Origin of the sequence: Pseudomonas sp. SWRI99, from assembly GCF_014270125.1 — a bacterium.
Taxonomy (GTDB): domain Bacteria; phylum Pseudomonadota; class Gammaproteobacteria; order Pseudomonadales; family Pseudomonadaceae; genus Aquipseudomonas; species Aquipseudomonas hamedanensis.
Genome location: NZ_JABWQR010000009.1, coordinates 26,655 through 53,164 on the forward strand (window position 1 = coordinate 26,655; position 26,510 = coordinate 53,164).

At 51.9% G+C, this 26,510-nt stretch carries 19 protein-coding genes; 9 read left to right on the forward strand and 10 right to left on the reverse strand.

The genetic code is table 11. The annotated features are described in order from the left end of the window. Positions 1-2: 2 nt before the first annotated feature. The 7 genes from HU743_RS09340 to rfaH all read right to left on the reverse strand — a co-directional run bounded on the left by HU743_RS09340 (position 3) and on the right by rfaH (position 8,269). Positions 3-707 carry a WecB/TagA/CpsF family glycosyltransferase gene (locus HU743_RS09340; protein ID WP_186648234.1) on the reverse strand — a complete coding sequence of 235 codons (705 nt, stop codon included), beginning with the start codon at positions 705-707 and terminating at the stop codon, positions 3-5. Between the two features lie 13 nt (positions 708-720). Continuing rightward, positions 721-2,061, reverse strand: coding sequence for a UDP-glucose/GDP-mannose dehydrogenase family protein (locus HU743_RS09345; RefSeq protein ID WP_186648236.1), 1,341 nt, complete (start codon positions 2,059-2,061; stop codon positions 721-723). A 68-nt stretch (positions 2,062-2,129) separates the two neighbouring features. Next, on the reverse strand, positions 2,130-3,521 hold the full coding sequence (locus HU743_RS09350; RefSeq protein WP_238351712.1) for an undecaprenyl-phosphate glucose phosphotransferase: 1,392 nt from the start codon (positions 3,519-3,521) through the stop codon (positions 2,130-2,132). A gap of 147 nt (positions 3,522-3,668) precedes the next feature. Then, positions 3,669-5,990 carry a GNVR domain-containing protein gene (locus tag HU743_RS09355; RefSeq protein ID WP_186648238.1) on the reverse strand — a complete coding sequence of 774 codons (2,322 nt, stop codon included), beginning with the start codon at positions 5,988-5,990 and terminating at the stop codon, positions 3,669-3,671. 2 nt (positions 5,991-5,992) lie between these two features. Next, on the reverse strand, positions 5,993-6,526 hold the full coding sequence (locus HU743_RS09360) for a polysaccharide biosynthesis/export family protein (protein WP_186619755.1): 534 nt from the start codon (positions 6,524-6,526) through the stop codon (positions 5,993-5,995). Positions 6,527-6,538: 12 nt separating this feature from the next. Next, positions 6,539-7,699 carry an outer membrane beta-barrel protein gene (locus HU743_RS09365; RefSeq protein ID WP_186648240.1) on the reverse strand — a complete coding sequence of 387 codons (1,161 nt, stop codon included), beginning with the start codon at positions 7,697-7,699 and terminating at the stop codon, positions 6,539-6,541. Between the two features lie 36 nt (positions 7,700-7,735). Continuing rightward, positions 7,736-8,269: a transcription/translation regulatory transformer protein RfaH gene (gene rfaH / locus HU743_RS09370; protein WP_186648242.1), complete on the reverse strand. Its 534-nt coding sequence runs from the start codon at positions 8,267-8,269 to the stop codon at positions 7,736-7,738. Between the two features lie 879 nt (positions 8,270-9,148). Between rfaH and HU743_RS09375 the strand changes: the two genes are divergently transcribed. After that, the gene (locus HU743_RS09375; protein WP_186648244.1) at positions 9,149-10,165 is read left to right on the forward strand and encodes a LecA/PA-IL family lectin; all 1,017 of its coding nucleotides are present in this window, start codon (positions 9,149-9,151) and stop codon (positions 10,163-10,165) included. Between the two features lie 54 nt (positions 10,166-10,219). Further along, complete coding sequence (locus HU743_RS09380) at positions 10,220-12,076, forward strand: hypothetical protein (RefSeq protein WP_186648246.1); 1,857 nt, start codon at positions 10,220-10,222, stop codon at positions 12,074-12,076. Between the two features lie 209 nt (positions 12,077-12,285). Here HU743_RS09380 and HU743_RS09385 read toward each other — a convergent pair whose 3' ends face one another. Beyond that, positions 12,286-12,840, reverse strand: coding sequence for a hypothetical protein (locus HU743_RS09385; RefSeq protein ID WP_186648248.1), 555 nt, complete (start codon positions 12,838-12,840; stop codon positions 12,286-12,288). A 15-nt stretch (positions 12,841-12,855) separates the two neighbouring features. Here HU743_RS09385 and HU743_RS09390 point away from each other — a divergent pair, with 15 nt between their 5' ends. The 4 genes from HU743_RS09390 to HU743_RS09405 all read left to right on the forward strand — a co-directional run bounded on the left by HU743_RS09390 (position 12,856) and on the right by HU743_RS09405 (position 17,383). Further along, positions 12,856-13,074 carry a hypothetical protein gene (locus HU743_RS09390; protein ID WP_186648250.1) on the forward strand — a complete coding sequence of 73 codons (219 nt, stop codon included), beginning with the start codon at positions 12,856-12,858 and terminating at the stop codon, positions 13,072-13,074. Positions 13,075-13,645: 571 nt separating this feature from the next. Beyond that, the gene (locus HU743_RS09395; protein ID WP_186648252.1) at positions 13,646-15,481 is read left to right on the forward strand and encodes a Mu transposase C-terminal domain-containing protein; all 1,836 of its coding nucleotides are present in this window, start codon (positions 13,646-13,648) and stop codon (positions 15,479-15,481) included. Between the two features lies 1 nt (position 15,482). Next, positions 15,483-16,328, forward strand: coding sequence for a TniB family NTP-binding protein (locus tag HU743_RS09400; RefSeq protein WP_346656515.1), 846 nt, complete (start codon positions 15,483-15,485; stop codon positions 16,326-16,328). After that, positions 16,325-17,383 (forward strand): hypothetical protein, encoded by a 1,059-nt coding sequence (locus tag HU743_RS09405; RefSeq protein ID WP_186648254.1) that lies wholly within the window; start codon positions 16,325-16,327, stop codon positions 17,381-17,383. The genes HU743_RS09400 and HU743_RS09405 overlap by 4 nt, the downstream gene beginning before the upstream one ends. Positions 17,384-17,510: 127 nt before the next feature. On the opposite strand, the gene HU743_RS09410 is transcribed toward HU743_RS09405, so the two are convergent. Beyond that, on the reverse strand, positions 17,511-18,407 hold the full coding sequence (locus HU743_RS09410; protein WP_186648256.1) for a toll/interleukin-1 receptor domain-containing protein: 897 nt from the start codon (positions 18,405-18,407) through the stop codon (positions 17,511-17,513). Between the two features lie 223 nt (positions 18,408-18,630). Between HU743_RS09410 and HU743_RS09415 the strand changes: the two genes are divergently transcribed. Then, positions 18,631-22,971 (forward strand): ATP-binding protein, encoded by a 4,341-nt coding sequence (locus tag HU743_RS09415; protein ID WP_186648257.1) that lies wholly within the window; start codon positions 18,631-18,633, stop codon positions 22,969-22,971. Between the two features lie 80 nt (positions 22,972-23,051). After that, on the forward strand, positions 23,052-23,264 hold the full coding sequence (locus HU743_RS09420; protein WP_186648258.1) for a hypothetical protein: 213 nt from the start codon (positions 23,052-23,054) through the stop codon (positions 23,262-23,264). 103 nt (positions 23,265-23,367) lie between these two features. On the opposite strand, the gene HU743_RS09425 is transcribed toward HU743_RS09420, so the two are convergent. After that, complete coding sequence (locus HU743_RS09425; RefSeq protein WP_186648259.1) at positions 23,368-24,180, reverse strand: hypothetical protein; 813 nt, start codon at positions 24,178-24,180, stop codon at positions 23,368-23,370. A gap of 304 nt (positions 24,181-24,484) precedes the next feature. Between HU743_RS09425 and HU743_RS09430 the strand changes: the two genes are divergently transcribed. Then, on the forward strand, positions 24,485-26,320 hold the full coding sequence (locus tag HU743_RS09430; protein WP_186648260.1) for a hypothetical protein: 1,836 nt from the start codon (positions 24,485-24,487) through the stop codon (positions 26,318-26,320). Positions 26,321-26,510 lie beyond the last annotated feature (190 nt).

Here is a 26,510-nt window from a genome sequence, read left to right on the forward strand (position 1 = left end):
GATCACTCCCCGACACTGATGGCGACTTTGCGTCGCGCGAGCAGGGCCAGCAGGTGCAAGAAGTTGCTGGGGTAATCGATGAGGTAGCGTTTGATCGTGTGGGGCTCGCGATACATCCGGTAGAACGCGCGCAAATGCAGGCGATTGATCAGCGCCGGGTAGTATTGCCGCGACGCCAGTGCTTCCTGGCGAATGAACCCGCCGCAGGTGAAAGCCACGCCTTCAAAACCTGCACGCAGCACGTCCTGTTCGAATTGTTCTTGCAGCCCGGCGCCGAGGCCAACGATGAGGATGTTCGCTTCACTGCGGCAAATATCGGCCCGAATGGCCTCGGCCTCGGCGGCATCGAAATAGCCGTTGTGGAAACCGGCAATGATCAGCCGTGGATAAAGCGTCTTGATTTTCAGGATGAACAGCTCAAGTTCGGCTTGGCGGGCGCCGACAAAATACACGCGTTTGCCTCGCTGCTCGGCACCGCCCAGTACTTGGTCGGCGATGGACGTGAAGTCAAAGCTGACCCGGCCGATCGTCCTGCCGGTTACCCGAGACATGAAGGTCGACATCAACATGCCGTCGCAAAAATAAGTGATGGTGTTCGGGCGCTGCTCGAAGAAGCTGCTGATCGAGGCAAAATTAATGAAGGAATAGGCGTGGTTGGCCTCAAGTAATTTCGGCGAATACTGTCCGACCAGTTCAAGTTTCAACATGGCGCGGCTCCCGTCAGATCACTGCGGGGGTCTGGCGACCCACGGAGACGTAGGTGAAGCCGCGTTTGCTCAAGCGTTGCGGATCGAACAGATTGCGTCCGTCGAAAATCAGCGGTTGCTTGAGTCGCGCGCTGAGCACATCAAAGTCCGGCGCACGAAACGCTTGCCACTCGGTGACGATGATCAGCGCGTCGGCATTTTTCAGCGCCGCTTCCTTGGTGCCTGTGAGGGTCAAGTCATCGCGCGCGCCATAAATGCGCTGCGCCTCGTCCATGGCTTTGGGGTCGAACGCCTGGACGTTGGCCCCGGCGCGCCACAAGGCTTCCATCAACACGCGGCTGGGTGCTTCGCGCATGTCGTCGGTGTTGGGCTTGAAGCTCAAGCCCCAGAGGGCGAAAGTCTTGCCGCTCAGGTGGCCGTCGAAGTGATTGAAAATCTTGCTGTAGAGGCTGGTTTTCTGTTCCTGATTGCGCGCCTCCACGGCCTTGAGCACCCGGGCATCAAAGTCGACGCTGGTCGCGGCGTGGATCAGCGCCTTGACGTCCTTGGGAAAACACGAGCCGCCGTAGCCCGGGCCGGGATAGATGAACTGATAACCGATACGCGGATCGGAGCCGATGCCGTGGCGTACCTTCTCGATGTCGGCGCCAAGACTTTCGGCGAGGCAGGCCATTTCGTTCATGAAGCTGATCTTGGTTGCGAGCATGCAGTTGGCGGCGTACTTGGTCAGCTCGGCGCTGCGCACGTCCATGACGATGATTTTTTCGCGGTTGCGATTGAACGGCTCGTACAGTTCGCGCATGACGTCTTCGGCCAGCGCGCTGTCGGTGCCGATGATGATCCGGTCCGGGCGCATGCAATCTTCGACGGCGCAGCCTTCTTTGAGAAATTCAGGATTGGAGACCACGTCGAAGGTCAGGTCGCTGCGGTCGTTGGCGGCCAGCACTTGTTCGATATGGGCGCGCACCCGATCGCCCGTGCCGACTGGCACAGTGGACTTGTCGACAATGATCTGATGACGGTCCATGTGCAGCGCGATGGTGTGCGCCACGTTCAGCACGTATTGAAGATCCGCCGAACCGTCTTCGTCAGGCGGCGTGCCGACGGCAATCAACAACACATCGCCGTGGTGCACGGCCTCGACCAGGTCGGTGTCAAAGCGCAGTCGGCCGCTCTGGTAATTGTCACGCACCAGGCTTTTCAAGCCCGGCTCGTAGAGGGGCAGGGTGCCTTCCTTCAATGCCTCGACCCTGGCAGCGTCGACATCGACGCAGAGCACACTGTGCCCGACCTCCGCCAACGCGGCGCCTTGGACAAGGCCAACATAACCAATACCGAATACGCTCACATTCATGGTCAAACCTCAGGTCGTCATGACGGTTATCAACGGTTGGGCGGGGCAGGTAGCAGTGGGGCAGGGGGTCAATAGATGTTTTTCGAGAACAGCGTGAAGGGGGTCTTGAGCAGGATTTTTATGTCGAGCCACAGCGACCACTGGTTGATGTAGTTGAGGTCCTGGGCGACCCGCAGCTGCATTTTTTCCAGCGTCTCGGTTTCGCCGCGATGTCCGGTGATCTGGGCCAGTCCGGTGATGCCCGGCTTGAGGCGATGGCGGGCCATGTAGGCGCGCACCTTGCCGGTGTAATAAAGGTTGTGGGTGACGGCATGCGGGCGCGGGCCGACCAGAGCCATCTGGCCGGACAGGACATTGAACAGCTGTGGCAATTCGTCGATGGAACTGCGCCGCAGAAAGTGACCGATCGGCGTGAGGCGGTTGTCGTTGCGGGTCGCCTGGCGCACCTCACGGTCGTCGTGGACATGCATCGAGCGGAACTTCCACACCTTGATCACTTCGCCGTTGCAGCCGTGACGGTTTTGCTTGAACAGCACCGGCCCGGAGGAGGTGAGTTTGACGGCCGTCGCCACCAGCAACAGCAACGGGCTGAGCAGAATAATCGCCAGCGCGGCCAGGCTGCGTTCGAACAGATCCTTGCAAAACAGGCTGGCCGGATGCGAGCTGATCAGACTTTCATTGAGGTAGATGGCCGGCATTCGCTCGATTTCCGAGATCGAATGGTTGAGCAACACCATGCTGCCAAAATCCGGAATCCACACCACGTCGACATTGACGTCGAGCAGGTCGATGTAGAGCGCCTCGATGGTGGCGGCATGTGCCATGGTCAGCACGATGTAGACGCGGCGCACTTCAAGGCGCGCGATGATCTCGCGGATCGCATCCACATGGCCGAGCAGCGGCAAGATACTCGGGGCAGGGCCACTGTCGTCGGCCGCGGCGACGAAGCCCAGCACCAGCGCTCGGTTGGGACTGGACAGCTTTTTGGCGAGCTCATGAGCGGTCGGACAGGTGCCGATGATGACCGAGCGACGCTCGTTGCAGATTCGCCGCGAGTGCAGTCGGGCGAGGTAATGCAGGGGCAGAAAACTCGCCGCCTGGACCACGAATCCCAAGACTGCCCAGACGATGATGACCTGGCGCGAATAGACCGCGCTGGTCTGGGTGACGAAGGCAATCGTCGCCAGCACCGCCAGCAGGATCAACCAGCCGGCCAGTAGTCTGCCGAGCCCGGCCAACAGGCCATAGCGTTTGTGGTAAACGCGCATGACGCTGTAGATCGGTACTGAGCCAAGCACGGTCAGGATGATCAGGATGCGATATTCGCTGGTCAGATGGCCGACTCGCCAATAAACCAGTAGCACCAGCAGCGACGTGGCCAACGTTAGTGCGCACGACCACTGGCCCCAGAAAGTCAGGCCTCGGCGGTGCGTCATATGAGCGGTATAGAGCGGTGTCATGGGCTTGACCTCAAGGCAGCAGTAATGCGTCAGCGCTGAGCGACAGACACGAGGGTGTCTCCCGCTGGCTTTTCCGTGGCTCGGCAGAGGTGAAGCGAGTTGTGTAGTGGCAGAACGGGGTGCAGCGACAGGCGTAGTCGCCCGGTGTTACCTGGGCGCGAAATCGTAGTTATAGAACGCCCGGGAATGGTGATGGCCGTACTTGCGCGCCTTGCGCAGGTCGACCTGGTTGAGCACGGAGCCAAAGACCGGCACATGGCTCTGTTGCAACATGGCGAGGCCACGCTGCACTTGGCTGATAGGTGTGCTGTCAGCCTTGACGACGTAAATGACCGCATCCGCATGTTTGGCCAGCAACAGGGCGTCGCTGATCATTTCTGCAGGTGGTGAGTCAATGATGATATGGCGGTAACGCGACCTCAGCGCTTCAAGCATGCGCGCCATGCGCGGTGAACTGAGCAAATCCTGCGGCGGCGGTTGCAGAGCGTTGCGCGGCTCGGCAGGTGAGGGCAGGCGTGGCGCGGCGAAGGTATCTCGCGCAGTTGGCATGACCTTGCCGGCCAGCAGCATGTCCAGATTGCCCACCGAAACAATGCAGTCTTCAAGCCGCGCGGTACCGGCAATGACATTCGCCAGACCAGGGCTGTCAGGCGGGAAATCGAAGTTCAGCGACAGGGTTGGCTGGCGCATGTCGGCATCGATCAGCAGCACCCGTTCCAGCGGCGTCAGGGAGCTGGCGAGGTTGTTGGCAATGGTGCTTTTTCCCTCACCGGCCACCGTCGATGTGATCAGCACCACCTGCGAGGGCATGTCGTTGCTCTGCAACATCAGCCAGGTGCGCAGGTTACGGATCGTCTCGGAAAAGCGCGGATGATCGTTGTCTTCGAACAGGCGCGCCAGTTGCCGACGATTTTTCTTCATGACCAGCGGCACGACGCTCAGCAGCGGAATGTTCAGCGCGCTTTCGATCGACTCGTCGGTCTTGAAGGTATTGCTCAGGCTGTCGAACAGCAGCGCCAACGCTACACCGACCACCGCAGCAATCAGCGCGACGATCGCAACAATCAACGTTTTACGCGGTTTGCTGGGGTCAGCGGGAACGATGGCCGGGTCGACGATCCGCACTTTGGTCGAGTCCATGTCAGCGGTGGCCGTGGTTTCTTTCAAGCGGGTGACGAAGGTTTCGTACAGCGCGCGGGAGCTGTCGACCTCACGCTGGAACTCGCGCAACTGGAATTCCTTGCGGGCAATGTCCTGAATTTGTGCCTTGTTGCTGTTGAACGATTGACGCAGTGAGGCCTCACTGGCGGTAGCGAGCTGGTATTGCCGTTCGATGCCGGCAACCACCTGCTGCACCTGTAGCTGCAGGTTGCTGGTGGCCGTGCGCAATTCCGACTGCGCGGAAAGCAGGCTAGGGTGCTTAGGCCCGTAACGCCCCGACAGCTCATCGACCTTGGCCTGGGCCATGGCGCGATCGGCCTGGAATTTCTGCACCAAGAGGTTACTCAAGACCGCGGGTACGCTGGACAGTCGACTCAGATCGCCGTTGCTCAAAGCCTTCGCCTGCCGGTATTCGCTTTCGGCTTCGGCACGGTTGCGCCGGGCGTCGACCATGCGATTGCCGGTCATTTCCAGTTCGTTGGCGCTGATCGTGGCCACGCCGCCGACGTCGACCAGGCCTTGTTCTTCGCGGTAGCCCTGAAGCTTTTTCTCGGCCGCGCGCAGGTTGTCACGCAGCTTGACCAGCCGTGTGTTCATCCACGCCGTGGTGGTTTGCGACGACTTTTCGCTGGTGTCGAGCTGGCTGTCGGTGAAGCCACGGGCCAGGGCATTGGCTGCTGCGGCTGCCAGCACCGGGTCCGGCAGCTCGACTTCGATTTCCAGCAACTGGCTCTTGCCGACGAACTTGACGCTGGTGTGCAACATGAGGTTCTGCGTGACCTGGTTGAATACATCTTCTTCGGTGATGGCTTCTTTTTCCGGTAGCCAGCGCTCCAGGCCGAGGCCCGGCAACCATTTGTCCAGATCAAGATCGGCCAGCCATTCACGCGGTGCAAACCATGGCTTCGGTTGCTGGCGCGGGTCGGTGAGCGGGTGAGTGGTCAGGCCGAGTTTTTTCACCGCGCGCTCGGCAAGATCACGCGATTGCAGGAGCGCTTGTTGTGTCTGTAGGTAATCAGTGGTGTTGCTGTTCGAATCCTTGACCTGCTGAAAGGACATCAGCGGGGGTGTTTTATCGTTGAACAGCAGGGTCGTGCTGCCGATGTATTGCGGGGTGATGTTCGAGACCACAATGGCCGCGAGCAAACCGCTCACCAGAATCAGCCATCCGATGCTCCATTTGGCGCGCCAGATCACCCTCCAGAGTTTCAATAGATCAAGGGTGTCCTTGTCTTCGCTGTACGGCTGATGCTGATGCACATGCGTTTGCAAAGGACGTTCGACGTAGGTGCCAAGGCTGTTGTCCATGATCAGAAGAACCCTTGTGCGATGGAAATGGTGTCGCCGGGGGCGATCGTGGTGCTGCGAGTCACGTCATCGGTGAGGGTCGCACCACCATCGCCACGCAAAATGGTCACGCGTTTGATCGAGGCTCGTTCGGTCAAACCGCCGCCCAAGGCAATGGCCTTCTCCAGTGTCAGGCCGGGCACAAACGGATAGCTGCCGGGTTTTTTCACTTCGCCATTGATGTAGAAGGAGCGGTATTCGATCTGGCTGAGGCTGACTTTCGGATCGACCAGATAGCCCTGTTTAAGTCCATCGACGATGATCTTTTCAACCTGCCCAGGGGTCAGCCCTTTGGCGGAGATTTCTCCGAGAAAGGGGTAGGAAAACGTGCCGGCATCGCTGAGACGGATCTTTTTCAGGCTCAACTCCGGCTCACCGAAGACGATGATGCGCAACACATCGCCGGCGGCCAGTTTGTATTGAGTGCCGGGATCGGCCGCATGGGCAGTCGATGCCACAGCCAGCGTGAACGACAAGACAAGTGCGTGTGTGTTCATGTCGAGACCCTCTTAAAGGCTGACGTTAAAGCTGATCTGAAACACGTTGCGGGTGAAACTTTCATTGTCGGCATCGGAATCGTTGTCGCGGTAGCGATAACCGAGTTCGATATCCAGCCAGCGGCGCATGGCGTAGATGAGCGCCAGGTTGTAATCCTGAAAGTCATCGGTGCGACTTTGTCCTTCGTAGACATACCGACCGAGTCCGGCTTGCGCCACGGTAGTGATTCGTTCGGTCCAACCGTGTCGCCATCCGACTTGAGTGAACGTCGACTTTACGGCCTCCGCACCATCGTCGCCTTCGGCAAGTGCCTGGCGAGCGACAAAGGTAAACGTCGAATACGTGCGCGGTTTCCATTGCAAATCGACTTGCCAGGTGGGGTTGTCGAGGTCGTTGGATTCGCTGCTGTCGAAGTTCTTTTTTTCATAACCGACGCGCACTTTGCCCGTCGTGCGAGCCGTGAAATCCCATACGGCACCGGCCAATACGGCGTCGGATTTACTGCTGCGCGGACTGTTCGCCTGCTGATAGTCGAAGTCGGTGTGGTCATATTCCAGCAAACCTCGGGTATTGCTGCCGATGCGGTGGTACCAGGTACCCGTGACGGCGGTGGTATCGCGTTCTTTATCGTCATTGATGCCATCGGCATTGTCGTAGCGCAGTTGTGCGTAATTCGCCCCGAGCTCGATTTGATTGTCGGCACTCTTGGCGCCAAAGGTGTAAAGGCCGCCGACGCGTTTATTGTTGATTTTGTCATTGACGCCTTCGACCGCCGTCGACTCCGTGCGCTCGTACTTGCGATATTCGGCTTCGAGTTTCAAACGATGACGGTCGGTGAACTCCATGATGCTATCGGCGCGTACGCGTTGCGCTGTGTTCGAGGCATCAGACTCGTCGTGATAGATGTAGCGAGTCGGCTGCCAGATCAATCGCGTGGCGCTGTTGCGATCTTCGGCCTTGAGTTCGAAGGAGGGCGCCAGCTTGGTAATCATGGAGGACTGTTTGCGGTCCTCCAGTTCGCGAAAGTTGTCGTCATAACTTTCCGAAAATATAAAGCTCGGCGTGAAATCGAATCCGTAAACATCAATGGCTTGCGGCTCGATACTCCAGGCCATTCCCGGGTAGAAAGAGGCCATGATCAGTGCAACAGGGCAGCGTGAATTCAAGGCCATGTCATGGCTCCTGAGAAAGGCACATGAGACAAGCGGTTATTTGTAGGATTGAAAGCTTGGTTTTTGTCGTTCAATGACGCTAAGCGGCAAACAGACTGGCTGCTCGCGGTTGAGAAACTGCAGCAGGAGCAACACGCGATCGTTACCGTGCAGCGCCTGGAATACCCCCTCCAGTGGCGAAAGCGGGCCGCTTATGATTCGCAACGGCTCTCCAGGTTCGAGGCGACCGTGGACATCCGAATCCGACTCCAGGCACCGTTCGCGCAGATGCTCGATGACGTGTTCTGCCACTGCCACGGGGCCATGATTGAATTCGACGACCCGGCTGACACCTCGCGTCGAGCGCAAGGGGGCCCAATTGTCCGTACGGCTAAGTTGGATGAACAGATAACCGGGGAACAACGATTCCATGACCCGCTGCCGTTTCCCGCGAATGACGCGCTCGGTAAACAGTTGAGGATGGAAGACCACGTAGTTTTGCTGCAGCAGGTTGAGGTGGGCGCGCTCATCCTGGCGAGGCTTGCATTGCAACAGGTACCAATTGGGTTGATCCGAGCTGATTGCTGGCATGCTGGTAAACTCTTTTAGGTTCGAAAGTTTATGCAGGCAGAAGCTCTATTCAGGGCTGTGAGAAGACAATTGGCAGGGTGTGTTTTTATTATGATGTAACGCTGGAGTGTTTCAATAATGAATCACTTGTTCAGGTCGACGTGCGGCTGAACTTTTTCGAAGACAAAGCTACCGCACTGTCTGCATGTTGCAGCATTTACGTTAGGTTGCTAAGTGGTTAGCTCGGAAACTTCAGGAAGCGAGAAAAGAGCACTCGCGCCGTGTTCAGCTAGACGTTGGTAGTTATCGGCCAGTCTTCACGGTCTGTCAAACGATCCGAGTCAAAAAACACGCCATTTGTCGAGTAGGAGCCTGACCAGCGTCTATCCGATTGTTTTTTCGTGTTTTTTATTGGCGGCCGCGTTTCTGAATTTTTCTGATCCGACTGACAAAGACCTGAACTTTACGTTTGACCTACTTCAAATTCGTTATAAGGCATGAACCGCGGCCGCCCATCAAGGCTATAACTAACCGCCAATTCGCTTGAAGGAAGCAGAGATTCTGACCAGTCATTAGCGCTGGCGCCGCAGGACTTGTCGGGTGTGCACGGTTAAACACTTATCTCTTTGCAAGGCGATAAATCCATGCATCGATGACTGTTACTTTGGTGCTACTTGTGCAGCTTAAGTAACTAATGAGCTATAGGATCTTCATTGTTCAATTCTCGCGGATGGCGGCTCTGAATGGGATTTCTGACAATAATTAACAATCTGCCTGATCTGGCGATAGTGCATCTATAGTTTATCCGCGACCTGCAAAAATGAACTAAGTCGTCAGACAAGGAAAGGAGTTTCACAATGCATCGAGTTTCAAACGTTCTTGAGACCTTGGGAGGAAGTTATGCCTAAATCCGATACTTGGTCCGGGGCGGTAGACGGGAAGCTGGAGAATGGCCAGAAAACGGGCTTCATGGTCCAGAAGGGAGACACCCTTACGATCATCGCGTCAGGGTGGGTGGAACGCGGCCCCGGCAGGGCTTTTGGCCCTCAAGGCGACGAAAGCCTGGTGGGTTCATACAAGCCCGAGGGCCTGATTTGCCCAGAAGGTCTTGTCGGTGCGCTTTTGATGAAAATAGGGGCCGACTTTCTCACTCCGATCAATACAGGAGTATTCCGTTGGACGGTGCCGGTCGACGGGGAGCTCACCTTCCTGATCAATGACGTAGCCGGCGACTATGACAATAACGCCGGCTCATTCAACGTAAGTGTTGAGAAGAAAGCAGCCGTTAACCCGTCGACCGCAGATGTACTTAAATACGGCGACAAGGTTCGCCTGCTCAACGGTTATGCCGATTGGAATGGTGGTTACCTGGTTGTCCATGACCGTTCCAGAGAAGTTGGAGCCAAGCATGGCGTGGTGACCGCTGACACTCCGGAGCTGGCCGGGCCCATCGATACATGGTTGATCCGCTCAGCCACTGGCAAGGCAGATGGCTCGAGAGTCCGCAGTGGCGACGTCATCAGGCTCTTCAACCTGTATGGAGACAATCCTGCCTACAACGATACAAACGGAGCCGGCTATCTCGATACGAATGGTCACGCCTCGACACCAGAGCTCTACAACGTTTCGAGTGCGGATTTGGCAAGCCGCGGTTTTGACAAAACCGGCCACAAGACGCTGGATTGGGTAGTGCTCTTCGGCGCTGTCGGTACGCAGATCAATATCGGAGATCCGATTAACCTGCGAAACGAATACAACAATTCTCAGGGCGGATACCTGGACACTTGTGGTCATTTCGATGGACGGAAGTTCAAAGGCTACAGTGTTTATACAAACCCATCTCCGAACAGGGCAGGTGTCGGCGCGGGTAGCTGGAAATTCCTCAGAGCCAGAACATCTGGGCCAACCGCTCGCTAGACAATGGACTGGCACGACCGAACTGAAGTAGGTCTTACTTTAAGGAGTGAATAAGTGGGTATTGAAAACAAAAAGGTTGACCTGGTTTTTTTAATCGACTCCAGTGACTCAATGAAAGATGAAGCGGCCGCGCTCAGTGAAAAACTCAGTGCTGCGATCGAGGAAGCGAATAAAGCTTGTCCTTCGGATCTCCGTGTTGAGTTTCTCGGCATTGAAGGTACGTTTGCCAATTCGAAGTTTGATAAAACCGTGCGCAACTACCTTACCGAAACACTCGGGGTAGATGACGGTCTGATCAAAAGTCGAAAATACGCGGCGATTGGAAATCCCGCGCAGGAAGACGTGGCACCCGCGGCCGAAGACGTCATAAAATCATATGATTGGCGCGCTGGAGCGGAAAAGAATCTGTTCGTATTGGGCGATGAAAGTCTGTACGGCGGAGAGATGGTCCTCAATGAAGAGCGCATCAAAGCCTGTGATGACGCCATCAGTGTTGCGTTGGATCACGCGGTTAAGGTTCACACTTACTTAGGAACCCCGCATCAAACTCTGCCTTATCCTACACCCGCCGATGAAAGAGCCATGATCAAGGAATACAAGCGATTGGCCTTGCGTACTGGCGGCGAACACTACATTTACACTAAGGGTATCGCTGATTTTATCCAAGTATTGAAAGATACTATTTGCGCCAGCAAAGTACCGCATGAAGATAGCGTGGACGAGAAGAAAGAAGAAGCCGATAAGCTGGAGGGTAAGGAAACCCCGGATAAGCCAGACAATACTGGACCTGGGAGCAGCGGTCTCTGTGAGCAGGCTGCCGATATTGTTCGGGCGGTCAATACACTTGCGGATGTACTCAAAGGCTTGGTCGAGTCTTGCGGACCACAACGCGCAGGCGATTGCACTTGCCATGAGAAGCCGCTAGCTAAATCTCAACAAACGGGTTGCAAGTGTGAGGGAGAACCAGCCGCAAAAAAGCCTGAACCGGCGCCCCAGTCAGACTCGTTGACTCAAAAGCCGCCGGTTAGCCCTCCACCAGCACCTGCTTCCCAAGATGAGTCCACGCAAAAACAACCCGACCAACCCATTTCCCCTCCGGTAATACCAGCGTCCCCTCAATACACTGAAATCGACGAACTCTTCGCGATTGCTATCAATGAAAATAGTCAAGATGGCTCGGATATATACAGTCACGACCCACAAACCGGCAAAATCCTTAAGAAAGTCGTTGATAACAATCGCAATATCGGACAAAGCAACGCGCTTACGACTGATGGGTACTCCTATTATTTTTGGTCAAATCAGCGAAAAGCCTATCGGGAAAAAGATGGCAAGAGGGAGGAAATTCCCGGTCTGTCAGGTAAAAAAATTGATGGCATGGCATTCCGTAAAGACAACACTGGCTTTATGTTTACCGACTCTGCCAATCAGGTTTATTACTATCAGCATGACCCTGCAACATTGAATATGAAAAGGAGCGATAGTCACCGCCTGCAGGTCACACCTGGACCGGGAGAGAGCGTCGTGGCATTTGGGCGTGCCGACAGCCAGAAAGTCACCGACATGGCTTTCGACTCAGCCAATCGCGCCTATTTTATCGGCCTTCAGGGGCGTCTATGGGTTGTGGAGGACACGTCGTCAACCACTTCATGGCTAACGCGCTACTTGTTCCAGTTTGAACAATTAGAGACTGGCGCAGAAACCCAGTTCACCGGCATTACGTTTGACTCGCAAGGGTATGTTTATTTGTGTGGTCGGCAAATCAATAAGGGGGGGTCGCGAAGATTTATTGCTAAAGGTCGCCTAGAGGACAAAGGTAAGCTCACCCTGCTGTATAAAGGCGATCCGGGTGGTTATGCCAATATTACCACTCGCGCATTTCCTGATATTGCGGAGGAGGTGCTGAAATAAAGCAGTTATAGAAAAAAATAACTAGCCACTAAGCACCTGTTTGGTGACGATACTTTCCATATCGCCAAACAGGTGCGGCTTTTCTGGAGTACAATTGGCAAATACGGCTTACACTAACTGGTCGATGTTATTGGTAGTTATATAACTCAATCAAAGAGCCATTTAGTTTAGTTATAATCTTAACGCATAAAGAAGAAGGGTAGATCAGATTACCGGCTGGTTCGTCCAACCACCAAAAGAGCCTGAAAAGCAGCTTCAGCAGCTGTCTCAGCCGTTTTGATTTGGTTAAGAACCGTCATTAAGTGGAGGTCAATCAAGTCTTGCCGCTCGTTATCTGCCAAGTCACCGAATAAGCCGACAAACTGTTTTAAGCGATTTACTTCAGAAAATGCGTTTGCCAGGCTGCTGCTGACAGCCTCACTGAAGAAGTCAGCTTTGTCCAAAAACTGGGATGGAAGCTCAATCGTAATTGCTGATGCCTTTTCGACCAGCTGCTTTCGCGCATTTTTGTCCTGCAGCAAACTGCCGATCAAGGGATCACTGCCAGTTGGAAAGAGATCGCTTTTGAATTTAGAAATCTGGACATGTGCAGCTCCGACAGGTGTCGTCATGATCTGCGCTAGAAGTCTAGCGCTGGCATTGCGCTCGAGATTTCTTTGGTGTTTGTCATATAGCCAAACGAACAGTGCGATAATTGCGGCTATGGCAGTAGCCACGGCGCTGATTGCATTCCAGTCAATTTTCCAGTCTGTACAGAGCCACATTCCGTTTCTCCGGAGATGAGTGAGGCAACAGTGTTGCTAAAGGCCGGCATTCAAGCATGCAAGGGAAGCAACGCCAAGCAATGCTTGGCAGGATTGTTGCGCAGTGGTCGCAGCTACGGGCTGGCTTCAAAACTGGCCTCCAGTGACACGATCAACGAATCACCGGAAAAAAATAAACCGTTGATTTCAGTGGTGAAATACAAAAAAACTGGTAATTCACCGGAAAAAAAATAGGGAATTCGTTTTTTTTCCGGCGATTAATTGGTTTTTTTGCCGGGCGTGATGGGCATAAATTGAGGTGCCGAAGCTTATTATGAAAGTCCCAGTTGAGGATCGACAGAATCGCTCAATCTGTTAATCGCTACGTATACGTTCCCCTTCCTCTCAGTCGGCTTGCTAGAACTGGCGCTCACGGCAAAGGTGGTCAGTCCACTTGAATCGGTAGCATGGCGAGTCACCCTGGATAGGCGGGAGTAGTCCTGTTCATTTCCAACTTTAGCTTATGAACAGACTGGAAAATGCCTTCCTCTATGGGAGGCCCGATCACGAGCGATGAAAGTGTACTATTTTCCGCTAAAGCAGTAGAGGAATTTACCATTTAAAGAACATTTCGAAGTAGCTTTCCAAGAGGTTATTATTAAATAAAATAAGGGTGATCAATGGTATTGACATTTTTGTGTAAGCATTTGATTTCTAATATAATTTTTATTATTTTATTTAATATTATATTAAAATCGCCAGTCCTTGATTTTGCCTGGCATATTAACTAAGTATAAAGCACTGGGGATAAATCAAGGTTTTAGTAATGCGCCACACAGAACTCAAGCCAAATCTTCTCGTTGTTGCAATGGGTGAGCCCGCGATCGTCATATTGCCGTTAGCTATGGGGAAAGTAAAAGTGCAGCTAGTGGACTCAAGAGAAAATTTAACTGTCGATATTGACGATCTGAAATTTCTTCCCCCTAGCATCGGATCCACTGACGATGCATTAGATCAGTGCGCGCCATTACCTAATGATGAAGAAATTACTGTTGAGATTCATAACGTCGCGATCGAACGCGCTTCTGCGATAGAGCGATACCTTGATGGGGCAATTGATTTTAAAAAAGCTTTGTCAATTGTGGGCACCAAAAAAAGTGCCTTCTATAAATTAATTGAAAGATACGATAAAACACTCGGTGCCAGCTCACTTTATCCAAAACGACCAGGAATGGAAAAAAACACTAAAAGAATTCCTGATAATGTGGAAGACATTATAACGGCTGCCATTGAAAAGATGTATAAGGGCAAAGCCGCATCGTATGCGAAGGTGTGGGAGGAGGTGCAAGCGCAATGTACTAAATTGAAACAAGTCATGCCTTGCAAAACCACAGTGACTTCACGAATTAAAGAGATAGGTGAAAAGCTACTTAGCCGTAAGAAAGACGGTGCAGAGGTAGCTAATCAAAAATTTGGCGCGAAGCCTGGACAACTAAAAACGTCTTATCCCCTACAGAAAGTGCAAATTGACCACACAGTTGTCGACTGTATATTAGTCGATGATGAAAGCCGCGAACCTTTGTTTAAGCCTTGGCTTACGTTGGTTATTGACGTCTACACGCGAATAATATTGGGCTACTATATAGCTTTTCATGCGCCGTCTATTTTATCAGTCGCTTGTGCAATTACTCATGCAGTGCTACCAAAGAAGCGATATCTGGGAAATATCGGTTGTGGTGACGTAAATCACCCTTTCTTTGGAGTGCCTGAAGTACTCCATATGGACAACGCATCAGAGTTTCGAACGATTAAACTTCAAAGGGCATGTGCGCTTCATGGCATCAAAACAGAATGGCGGCCCCTAGGAAAGAAACATTGGGGCGGCCATATTGAGCGTTTGATTGGTACTATGATGAATAGCCACGTCCATTTTTTACCTGGTACGACGATGTCGAATGTTGTTAAAAGGGGCGACTATGATAGTGAAAAAAATGCAGCATTAACGATAGAAGAGTTTAATCGCTGGTTTGCAAGGGAAGTTGAGATTTACAATTATAGCGTGCATTCGGCTTTGAATTGTCGACCTTCTGAGAAATGGAATAAGGCTTTTGCGGTAAACGCTACCATGGGTGTTCACCAAAAATTAATTACAGATTCATTTAAGTTCCGGCTTGACTTTATGCCCGAGGAAAATCGAAAAATCAGACCTATAGGTGTTAGTTTGTTCAATCGTACCTATTGGGCGCCAGAGTTGAGTCATCATATCGGCTTAAGAAATGTGACTATCAAGTATGACCCATTCGCTTTGTATACGATATGGGCAAAAATTGAAGGTTCGTACATCGAACTGCGTTTCGCTGACCTTACTCAAGACAATCTAAGTTATGAGCAGCATCTCATTGCAAACAAACATTCATATCGAACAAGTTCCAAAGGGATGCTTGAGAATGTTGTTGTTGCCCGCGATGGTAATGAACAAGAAGTACGCGAAAGCATTAAAAAAACGAGACAATCCAAGAAAAAACTCAAGGCGGCAGAAGCTTACTCTAAACACGTTCTTGATCAACATTTCGACCCATCTGAGCGTGTACCCAAGCCGGTCGCAAGGGCAGAGATAGATTTTACAAAGGGCCCGGTCATTTACGATAGCGAGGTTGTTTGATGTGAGTAACCCTATCGAGAATGGAAGTACCGATAAGCAGAGGAGGATAAGCTACCTCCTACAAGAATTTTGGATAGACTGCCCTCATGCTCGCAAAACTCTTAACGCAATTCTTACAATGCTGGAAATTCCTCCTCGTACGACCGCGCCATGTATGCTTGTTTGTGGGGAGGGTGGCAGTGGAAAAACTTCCATCGTAACTCAATTACAGAAAATGAATCGTGGCTTGGGTTCACCTTTGGTATTTATGACGTTAACGGAAAATTCCGGAAAGCTAAAATTCAAACAGTTGCTAATTGATGCGATAGGGCTACCAATGAAGTTGGGAGCGGGCAGGGAAGCTCTTTCAAAAGAAATAGCAAGTTATATACACTCTCATGGAATACGGGGCATTGTTATAGATGAGTTTCATGAGTCCCTCATCGTACCAAAAAATGAGCAGCTGCGGAATTTGTCATTGCTGAAGGGGTTGTCTGGTTCACCTTACAATTTGTCTATTATTGGGTTTGGAGTGGGTAGGGCTAAAAACGCACTATTTTATGATGATCAGTTAGCTCGTCGGTATTATATGCGTCAATTGCCAATGTGGTCGTTGAACGAAGACTTCAGGAATTTTGTAGCAACCCTCGAAAAGCACTTTAACCTGAAAAACCCCTCCCAACTACATCAAGAAGATATGCTTCGCCTCATTTATGAGCTTTCAAAAGGTGTGATGGATAGATTAGTTACAATGCTGACAACCGCGGCATGTTACGCAATTGCCACCGGGGTGGAGGTAATTAACAGGGAAATGATAAAATTGGCTATGGAAGATGATTTGGGTTATAAGGAGTTCTTGAGTCCATGAAATTTTCAAATTTGCTGCACCCCATCTACGATGAAACCTTTCCTTCGTGGCTAACAAGGTGTGCGCTAAATCCGAAAATATCAGGTATTTCGGAAAGGGATATAGCTGATTGGTACTCCTTAGATTTCCAGAAAAGAATTTTTTTATCTAATGCGCTAGGGATGGAATTTGATTTTAATGAGTCGAGAGGGTTGGAGTTGGCGAGCGAATTACAGTTGGATATTTATGTAACTCAGAAGTTGTTCAAACCATTACCGACGCCTCTGTTGACGCCACAACATCGTGTTGCTTATTGCCATTTGTGTATCCGGTCAGACGTTTCGCAAAAGCGCTATCCATCATGGAGAAAGTCTTGGTGCTACGTAACGCACCCATATTGTTCCGTTCATAGATGTTTACTAAGTTACATAGATCGATGTGAAATTATCGACAAACAATGGGGCGCCTATGTAAGTAATGCAATAGGCGATTATGTGCCAGGCAGACTCAAAAGTTGCTACAAGCGTAAGCCTGGAATTTTTCCCCGCGACTCTCGTGCGTGGTTGACACTTCGGGTTCAAAAGTGGATTGAAATGCTCCATAAGAGGGATAGCTGCGCCCTGCCTGGAACAAATATAGTTGTTGAAACAAGCAAAATAATAACTGCTGTCGATTTAATTATACGTATATTTTTAATTCCTCGGACGAGGCGCTATTCATCGGGCGTGGCGAGTTTGCTTTCCGATGCTTATACTACCATCGTTCACCACAAAAACCATTTGAGCGAGAGGATAGAATATGGTGCTCCTAATAGTGTTCCATATGAAAGAATGTGCGCCCTGCTGCTACTTGGAGTGATTTTCAAGATATTTTCTCAGAAGGAGCTTTCGCTGCTCCACCGCCTTGTATCACTTTCAGAATTTAACATTCCAGATTTTAGAGTTTTAGGGAAGCTTATTACAGGGTGTGTTGACATTCACGAAAATGAGATGCTCGTAAGCTTGCTCAATAATCTCGGTGAGATTTCATTGTTTTTGCGGGAGTTCATTGAAGGAGCATCTTGGAAGTTGGCATAAAATATGGCTTCACCGTTAAGCTATCTCTGACTAAACTTAAATCAGTCAATGGCAGAAGGCGAATTAGGTGATCGATTCATCGGTTCGTATGTTTGCTAATTGCTAATTGCTAATTGCTAATTGCTAATTAGCAATCCAAAACCACCTCAGCTAATTCATTCGCTATCTCTTCAATTGTCATTGTTGACGAATTGAGCGCTACCTTATCGGCCAGGGTAGGGCTGAATTTTATCACCTCGCTTTTCGACGTCTTGTGCCAAATCGGGAGGATCATCTTTCTGCCGTTCATTTCTAACGCCGTCATCCCATCGAGTTCGTATTGAGGCCATTGCTTGGCGAAGAACGCAGAGGAAAGGACCACTGTTCCGAAGCGCGAGTTCGACAGGCCCTGATCGATTTTTTTCCGCAGGCTGTCACCGACCCGCAGTGCTTGATTGTCGTACCAAACCTTGACCCCTAGAGCTTGCAGCGCTTCAACCAACGGTTCCACCAAATCCTTTTTGTCATTAGAAGCGTGAGAGATGAACAGATCGTATTCAACCTCTGGCTCAGCATCTAATGTGGGGAGGGAGGACTGAGCCTCGCTGAGGCTGGTAGGGGCAGCACGTTCAGCATTGATCTCGCGCTCAAGCATCAGCCTCGATACCTGACCCTGCCGGAGGAGGTCGTTTTCCTTCCGGATCTCTCGTTCGCGGGCAGTGGAGATACGTTTACGTTCGCGCTCCTCCTCTTTTGAAAGGTCCTGTCTTGCTTTCAGCAGTTGATTGTTTTTATCGGCCTCTTTTTTTGCCAAAGCCGCCTTTTTGCCAGCAACCGTTGCGATCTCCTTTTGCTTACGTTCGATCTCGCTACGTTTGGTGTTCAAGGCGCTTAATGTGGTGCTCTTCGTAATTGTACGCTGGATCTGACCGATCCGACTCAGGAGGTCTGACTCCTTTTTCGTTTCCTGGCTAACGCTTTTGGAGATATCTGCAAGTTCTCTTTGCAGCCGATTGATTGTGTTCGTAAGCGTAGAAATTGACATCCCTGACCTCAATTTGACGCCCGTGAGAATTCGGCTATTCACCGTCGATCACGAAGCACGTAGGTTTTTCTATATTAATGCGATTTGCGTTTCAGATCGTCCGGCAGGCCCAAAAAAAGAGGCCTAGGCGCGTAGATCTTACCAGCTAAAATCAACAAAATTCGCGCGTATGATAACGCTGCGAAAACCGTTCTGGCTCAACTGAAAAGGATGCAGGCCGCTGATGCCAACACAACAAAATAATCGCCATCGTATTCAGCGTACCTTCCGCAATTTATCTCAGGAAGAGGTTGCTGACATAGACTCGGCATCAATGCTTTCACGATTGGGGTGGGCAAAGGATGTGGGATGGGAAACGCTGCTGGAATCGCAGCGTATTCTGATCGTTTCGGAAGCCGGCGCGGGGAAGACATATGAGTGTCGAGCACAGCAGCAGGCATTGTGGGAGAAAGGAGAGCCGGCCTTCTATCTCGAGCTAACCCAGCTTGCAGCACACAACTTGTCGGACTTGCTGTCCCGAGAAGAAGAGGAGCGGCTCGACGCTTGGCTAGCTGCCCAGTCCGTAATAGCCACTTTTTTTCTAGATTCGATCGATGAGTTGAAGCTGACGCTGGGTTCGTTTGAGGTCGCTCTCAATCGATTGGGCAAGGCTATTGGTAGTCAGCTTGGAAGAGTGCGGATTGTCATAACAACCCGACCGGTCGCTGTGGATCAGAAGATTATCGAGCGGCATTTACCCGTACCTGACCGGGTAGAACTGGCGCCGAGCCGAGATGATTTTGCAGACATTGCGTCGGGCCGCGTTCGTCGTCCTTCCAAAAAGGAGGAGGTGCCGCCGGCATGGCGTAACGTCGCGTTGATGCCCCTCTCCGACCAGCAAATTCGTGAGATGGCGATCATTGAGGGTGTCGATGATGCTGATGCGTTACTTTCGGATATACGTAAGCGCAACGCGGAGGATTTTGCACGACGACCGCAAGATCTTGTTGAGCTTTGCTCTGACTGGCGAGAGTACCGCCGTATTCGCACCCATCGAGAGCAAGTGGTGCAAAATATTCACGTAAAACTCAAGCCGCGTACTGATCGAAGAGAGCCTGCGCAACTCTCACCCGATAGGGCACTGGATGGAGCAACCCGGCTTGCGCTTGCTGCGCTGCTTACCCGGAAGTTGACCATACGCCTTAGTGTGGAGGCGGATCGTGGTGGTGAGCCAGGCGGAGCACTGGATCCCGGAGTGGTGCTACATGACTGGACTCCACAAGAGCGGGATACATTGCTAGAGCGAGCGCTATTTGGGTTTGCGAGTTACGGGCGAGTGCGATTCCATCACCGCTCGGTCCTCGAGTTTCTTGCAGCTCAATATCTCAACCTGCGTATGAGCCAGGGAGTGCCAATCAAAGCAGTAAAGTGTTTGCTCTTCGCTGAGACTCAACAGAACGACAAAGTCATCCGCCCAACAATGCGTCCGGTCGCGGCATGGCTAGCTGCATCACAGTCGACTATTTTTTCCGAAGTCCGTGACCGCGATCCGAGCGTTCTGCTGAATCACGCTGACCCGGAATCGCTAACGCAGTCTCAGTGCGAGGACGCATTGAGGGCATACGTTGCGCATTACGGCTCTGGAGGATGGCGGGGACTACAAGCTCCGCAGGTGCAGATTCATCGTTTTGCCAGACCAGAGTTAGAACCATTGGTTTTAGAACTATGGGGGAGGGGCATTGAGAATCCCGAAGTTCGTGAGCTGTTGATTGATCTCATCGGCGCAGGGCCTATGCCCGTGTGTGCAGATATCGTCCATGCAGTCGCAATCGATGTATCTGCTAGGGCAAGCGAGCGTCTTGATGCAATTACGACACTGGCTCGTCTTGGTGACGCCCGGGTAGAACTCATAGCACAGTCGATGGAAGAGACGCAGGCGCTATGGCCTGATGAAATTGTGTATGGAGCCATCGTCAGATTACTCCCTCTATTTTTCGCGCCTGCTCGACTCTGTGGGATTTTGAGGGGCTTTTCAGAGTCATCCAGCAAGGAGTTCGAGCAGGATTGGTCGTTACCGTACAGCTTTGCAGAGCTTCAATTTCCTTCAGGCTATCTGGAGGCGCTGCGCGAAGGTCTGACCGACTTGGTCACGGAGGATTTGGCTTGGGGTGATGAGTGGCCGCATATTGTCAGTAAGCGCCCATATTTGCTTTCAACGCTTGCAGCGGTGTGCTTAATACTTATTCAAGAGGGCGAGTATCGAGTAGCGGTGTTGCGCTCTTCCACGATTGCCCTGCGTCTTACGCCTGATGATCACGTTCATGAGGAGCCATTGAATAAGCTGCGAAGGGCACTTGCGGATCTGGAGTCAGAACATCGTGAGGCCGTCTTCTGGGCTGATGACGCGTTCAACCAGAGTCTTCATTCACGCGCTGACCCTTGGGCGCGATTTTGCCAAGTTTCATTCCGCGGACCTCTCCAATTAAATTACGTCCAGGATGCAGGTTGGGTACGACGCACTTTGGCTGACTCCAGTCGCACGTTCCCGGTGCGCGCGATGATGCTGCATGCCTGTATGCGAGGGCTATGGGACGGTGTGGGCGATTCCCGTGACCACATCGAAAGCCTGAAGCAGTACATTCTCGATGCGCCAGAGTTGATCGCTCTTATCGACCAACAGCTTGTTACCCCGGAAGTCGATCCGGAAATGCTCAAGCTAGAAGCAGAACTGAACCAGCACCGCGTAGCCAATGAGGAGAGTCAGGCACAGCGACATGCGAGCTGGGTGACATTCTGGGGTGAGATAGCTGAGCAACCTGATGTTGCCTTTAAGCCTGACCGCGAAGGGAATACCGCTTGGAATCTCTGGCAGGCGATGCAGCGCTCTGGGAGCGAGAGTCGTGCATCTGGTTGGGATCGACGTTTTGTTGAGAGCCACTTTGGTAAAGCAATCGCCGATAGATTACGTGTCAGCATGCGCTCAATGTGGCGTGGCGATAATCCCACGCTTCGTTACGAAAGGCCGGAGGGGCAGAAGGGGACGTTTCTTATTAGGTGGCAGCTCGGGCTGGCCGCGATAGCCGCAGAAGCCGAAGACCCTAACTGGGCGCAAAAAATTTCGATCGATGAGGCAAAATTGGCCACGCGTTACGCTCGAATCGAGTGCAGCGGATTTCCCGCATGGTTCGAATCCCTAGCTCGGGCGTTTCCAGATGCGGTCGAAGAGACCCTTGGTCCCGATTTGTCTGCTGAACTCGATGAAGCCGCTACTACAAATTCATTTGCAATGCTTCTCCAGGACGTGAGCTATGCCCCAGCTGTCGTCGCGCAATTGTTTGTGCCGCGGTTGCTCACGTGGCTCGACACTTTTGTCAGCAATCCTTGTGATGGAGAAGATGAGACTGGTGCGTTAGGTCGACTTGAGCGCGTACTGAAAATTCTACTCCAGCACGGCGGCGACGTTACGCGGGACAAAATTCGTATTTTGGCTGTGCAGCAGCTCACCATTCCCACAAACGGCTCCGTCAACCAGGTTTGGCTAACTACATTAACGCGGCTCGATCCGGCGGCAGGAACGGAAGGACTGGAGCTTTTCCTAGCGCCGCTTCAGCCTATGCAAACTGGCCCCGCTATCAATACTTTCAGTACTTTGTTTGGCAGCCGCTTCGCTAGTCTGCGTGTCGATCTGAAGACACATGGCTTCACCCCTCAACTGCTCCTGCGGTTGCTGCGGCTTGCATATCGTTATGTCCGTCCCACCGACGACATTTCCCATCGAGGTACTTTTTCACCCGGCCCTAGAGACGATGCGCAAGACGCACGAAATTCGCTCCTTAACGCAATTCTCGACACTCAAGGTGCGGAAGCTTGGGCGGTGAAACTCGAGATGATCGCAGACCCGCTTTTCTCTCATTTCCGTGATCGCCTCGCGCTACTTGCGCGCGAGAAATCGGCTGAGGAAGTTGATGGCTCAGCGCTCACAGAATCAGATGTGGTAATCCTGAATCGCTACGGCGAGGCACCACCTACCACCGGCGACGAGATGTTCGCCGTGCTTGTCGACCGGTTCGAGGACATTGATGATTTGTTACTCCAGGATATTTCGCCCCGCGATGCTTGGGTCTTGATCCGAGAGGAGAAGGTGATGCGGCGGGAGATTGCTCGGGCCTTAAGAGACGCATCCAATCATGTCTACACAGTCGATCAAGAAGGTGCCACAGCTGACGAAAAGGAAACAGATATTCGCATGCGGTCGCTGTCCGGTCAGGAAGCCACAGTTGAACTCAAGCTAGGTGAAAACTGGTCGGGTCGGATCCTGCGTGACACGATAAAAACTCAGCTCGTCACGCGGTACATGGCGGCGGAGAGGTGTCGATCTGGCTGTCTTCTGGTGACAATAGCAAGCGACCGGAAATGGGAGAACCCGGAAACTGGCGAATTAATCGACATTGAGGGGTTGAGAGTGTTGCTTGAGTCCGAAGCGTCTAAAGTCATGACCGAGATGGGAAACAGTGTCAGATTGTTGATCAAAGTGCTTGATCTGCGCCCGCGCCTTTCTACCGGCGCCGGAGGATTGGTTAAGTGAGCCAGTAAAGACGTGCGCCGGGAGATATCTACAGTCCGGCTGTATTTGGTAAACCTAAGTGATGTGGAAGGAGCCTACTCATGAGTGACGAGTATTCGCTGCATAGCGTATTGGAAAGGATGTATCAGAACCAGCTAGCTCTGGAAGCAGCGTTGATGGAGCTTACGCTTCACGCTGAGGAGCAAGGGTTGGAGGAGGTCGGCGATAACATTCGAGGTGCGCTCTCAACAATCGGAGAGAACGCAGGCTTTATCAATCAGGGGCTGGCTAGGCTCCGAGGGAGTCAAATCTGAGGATTGGCCCGTTTGGCGTGCGTATTCGGCGGTGCATGCTCGTTGAGGAATCAGATTCGTTTCTTGTAATAAATTTAGCGGGTACAGCTCGCCGAGAACAACCTCAATAACTTCCTTTGAGGTGCTCAGTCACGGTAAAGGGAGGAAATATTGGACCTGAGCGAACCCGGTTCATGAGGTTCCAGTAACAAGTCTTGGCATAAGGGTGCTCAAGCGCCTCGGGGTACAGGAACTTGTACGCGAGCGATTCGTCGCCCGCTGGGGTAAAGCTACGAGCGTATTCCGGTTTAAGGTAGAGCTGTACTCCCCATGACAGACCGTTCAAAAACTCAGCGATTGTACTGGCGTGGTAAGCGCAGATGTCGTCGTGGAATTTTTCATAAATATCTTCTTGGATCAGCATGGCCTGGTATAGCTCTACTTTCTTACCGACTTTTTGTAGGAGGCGTTGTAACTCTTCAGCCACACCGACGGAGCGCAGCGTGTTGTGCTTGGACAAATTACCCACGATTTTCAGCAAGAGATATCTGGTGATACGGATATCGACCTGAAGATCTATGGAGGGAAGCCAGGTGTCCACAGCTATCTCTTCGTGGAGCCACCCAGCAAAAGCCTTTACGGCGTTTTTCAGATGAATTACTGAATCATCGACCTCGAAGCTGGGCGCGCAACTGATAGCTCTCAATGCACCCAAATAGGGCGTAGATGGTACGGGGGCTTTCGCGTCGGTCTGAGATAAAAAATCCACCAAGGCAATGAAAAAGAACTGACGGTGGGTCATCGTTTTGAACTGGACGCTTTTGTGGTCACCATCACCAAGAACTGCCATCAACTCATAGTTGAGCATTGACCTCAGCAGCTCAATCACTGCGCAAAGGTAAACGACCTCTTCGTCCATCTTATTCATCTGGCTCATTGATATCTCACTTTTTATACGTTGCCCCACCGCAAGTGGGCGCGAATGACCCCTTATAACTCTATTAGAGAGTGCGGGTATGCCGGAATTTCCCCCGGGGGAAGGCTGCAAAATAAAGTACCAGTATGGGAAGGTATACCCGTTGGCTGTGGTGCTAAAAATTTGAGGGTGTGGTGCAGACTCCGATTTGTTGGAACTGAAATTGGCGATGGCTTGATGTGAGCCGAACGAGAGAATATTGTCAGGCTGCCCTATCAGGCTTGCTGTAAACCATTCCAAGCAATCGAACCAGGAACCTTTCTCTGTGAACCACCCCCAGACAGCCCTTTTGAAATTAGCGCGTGACCGCAAACTCCCTCATCCAGCCATGCTGGAAACATTTAAGATATCCAGTTGGGTTGATGCCTATGAATGGACTAAAGGGCCGGGGAACGAGGAGCGCGGTTTCTTGAATGGTGTTAACTGGCTCAATGATAATTTCCAACGCGTGCAAAATACTCGTGCGCAGTTCACTTTCAGCCGCGAAACTCCACTGAGTGGGGATGAATTAATCCAAGCGCATCTGGGGGCCGCCAATCACGCGTTCTACCGGATTTCTGAGGAACAAATGGCGCTCATGGAGGGGCAGCCCGACGCAACTATGGAGCAACATCTGAACCTCAAGTCCTCTCTAACTCATGGCCGCGTCGAAATTGATCCGAATACCTTGAATATGTACCGGCTTGATAGCTTATGCGGGCCATTCTGGGAACTACTAATAAAGCATAGGCATGACACTAACGGGCTCTTTCCTGAAGCTCGTCCGCATCAACTGGACAAGTTCACGTTCTTACAAAATGAAACCTCAATGGCGCAACTGTTTCACAGCTTCTCGCGCATTTGGCAGGATCTGCTTTACGGCGACGCCAGATTTTTTCCGCATCCGAATGGGGTGGTTCTAGCCTCCACTACACCTGACACGCATCTGATCAAGGCCGTCTCCAAATATCGACGGGATCACCATAACGCCACCAACGCGCTTCAAATCGTCCGCGATTGGAAAAAGCGGCGTTCCATTGCTGAATTCCTGTTGAACGAAGGTCAATACCTCCATTATCAGGGCTCTGGAAGAGTCTTATCCTGCATTCCTTGGCAGGAGTTGTCAGAGGAGGCGCAAATGTCGGCTTTTTACCATCGCGCCGCGCCGCATTACATGATTGACGAACACTTGCATCCCATCCTGGAACGCGCATCAAGCGACGCCAAGGACCAGGCAATCCGCAATGTTTTAAATGTCTGGTTTCACTTGGCCGTTCTTTCCGCTCAGATAAGGGAGGCTTCCTTGTCCAAGTCGTCGCCGGGGCAATGGGATGAGTTACTGGAGTTTGCGCCAAAGTTTCAACTGAATGAGCTGATCGATCGCCTAGCGCGCTGTACAAATATGACTATCGAGGACGTGAGGGTTGTCATCGAAATCCTCTCCTACGACGCCAAAGAGAAGCAGAGCGATCTTTGGTCCCAACCATTGCTAGTCCTTGGCGAATATGTCTGTTTCCCCGTGAGTGCATTGCTGACTGCGAGTATCGGGCGTAACTTTGATATTTGGCTGAATCGTATCGACCCCCGCTCCAAGCGCCGTGGCATATTGTTAGAACGAGACGTTCTTAATATCATGCAAGAATGCCGTTCAAACAATCCCATCTTGGCAGAGCACCTCTGCTGGACAGCGGCGATGAAATTTAGATATGAGCCCAAAAAGTATGAGGAAATTGACCTGTCGTTTTCGTTTGGCAATCTTTTGGTCATCGCTGAAGTCAGGAGCCGGCGCACGCCGATTACTCCGCAGGATTATCACAACGACAAATCTGACGACAATGGAATAGAGCACAAAGCTGAACAAGCCGCCCGTAAAGCAACTCGGATTAGAGAAAATTTACAAATGTTTTGCGCGGCGCATTACCCGTCGCTCGTCGGGCGTGATGACCTTACGGTGGTTCCTTTAGTTATCATCAATGGCCAGTACCACGCGGGTTATCCCTGCAATGGTGTGCCTGTGATTGACACGCACCTGCTCAAACACTTCCTTAAAGATGCGCAAGCGCGATTCCACGGTGACGTTGACGAAAACTACAGGCCACATGTACAGCATTCCTTTATATAGCTCTCTGGATGAGGCGGTTCGGCTGTTTCCGGAATATGCTAGCTGCCCTACATTGATCAGCCTCTACAACGCTCTGATCACGCAGGTTTCCGCAAAGTACGAGGTTCCCGGCGAAAGTTTCCCTCCTGTTTTCACGACTGTTCTTGAGATTTCTGATGTAACGCCTGAACGTTACATGAAGGTCTTAGAG